The following is a 1,092-nucleotide window of genomic DNA, read 5'->3' as shown; positions in this document are numbered from 1 at the left end:
TTATGGATTATAGGGCAAGAGAGTGAATCGATATAGGGTGCGAGTATGACAAAAGCGGCTATTGGGCTTGTATTGGTTGACGAGTCAGCGACAGTAGCATTAGGACGCTTGTTATTCAGTGTCATCGATGAGCATTGTTTTCATCAAGGTGTGGTGAGTATCTTTTTGCACGGTGACCTCGGAATGGGTAAGACAACCTTAACTAGGGGGATTCTCGAAGGTGCAGGGCACTTTGGTAAGGTGAAGAGTCCGACTTATACGATTGTTGAACCCTATGAATTACAGAATGTGCAAGTTAATCATTTTGACTTGTATCGTTTGGGCGACCCCGAAGAGCTAGAATTTATGGGGGTGCGTGATTATTTTGAAGTGCCTCATGACGGTCAGGAAAAGCAGTTGTGTGTTATTGAGTGGCCTGATAAAGGCCAGGGTTTCTTGCCTGAGGCCGATTTTGAAGTCGATTTGAGCTGCACCGGGCGTGGTCGCCTTTGTAAGATTACTGCAGATGGCGAGATTCTTTCAGTATTGAAAGAGGTTAGTTTAAGGCCGGGCTCGGGTTTGGTAGTGAGTAATGTTTCATGCTGAGTAATTATAATTTGAGTTCATGTGGTTTCAAGCATGTCTTTTGTGATTGAGTAGAGAGCTGAATTTAATGAAAGTTCGTACTAGTAGAGTTAGCTTCCTGGCAAAGGTGCTTGTTCTGTTCGCTGCCTTTACGTTTATGGCTGGCAGTGTAAATGCTGCTCAAGCGAAAGTAACTAATGCGCGTATTTGGGAGTCTCCAGAGTATATTCGTTTAGTTCTGGATTTATCACACCCGGTAAAGCATAAAATCATGATGCTGAAGAATCCCTCGCGTTTGGTTTTGGATATTAATGATGCTGATAAGGCGCTTAAGTTTGATAGTTTGAATCTCAAAGGTACGCCTATTTCCGGAGTGCGCAGTGCACGTAGAAATAAAGATGATCTTAGGGTTGTATTGGACTTAAAAGAAGAGGCTGAAACGAAAAGCTTTTTGCTAAAGCCAAATCAGAAGTACGGAAATCGTCTGGTTGTTGATTTATATACGAAAACAAAAAAGCTAAATGAAGC

At 42.5% G+C, this 1,092-nt stretch carries 2 protein-coding genes; both read left to right on the top strand.

Annotated features, from left to right (window positions below):
- Positions 1–45: 45 nt before the first annotated feature.
- A complete protein-coding gene (gene tsaE, locus A3735_RS03420; RefSeq protein WP_068511749.1) occupies positions 46–585 on the top strand; it encodes a tRNA (adenosine(37)-N6)-threonylcarbamoyltransferase complex ATPase subunit type 1 TsaE in 540 nt (179 codons plus the stop codon).
- Positions 586–652: 67 nt separating this feature from the next.
- Positions 653–1,092: AMIN domain-containing protein (locus A3735_RS03415; RefSeq protein WP_156499373.1), on the top strand; the 440-nt coding region annotated here is incomplete at its 3' end.

It is taken from the genome of Oleiphilus sp. HI0061, from assembly GCF_001635675.1.
The sequence above is the reverse complement of the archived record's forward strand: the minus strand, read 5'-3'. Positions and strand labels throughout refer to the sequence as shown.

Coding starts and splice junctions, on each gene's coding strand:
- tsaE (WP_068511749.1), top strand. CDS start 46: ATGACAAAAGCGGCTATTGGGCTTGTATTGGTTGACGAGTCAGCGACA.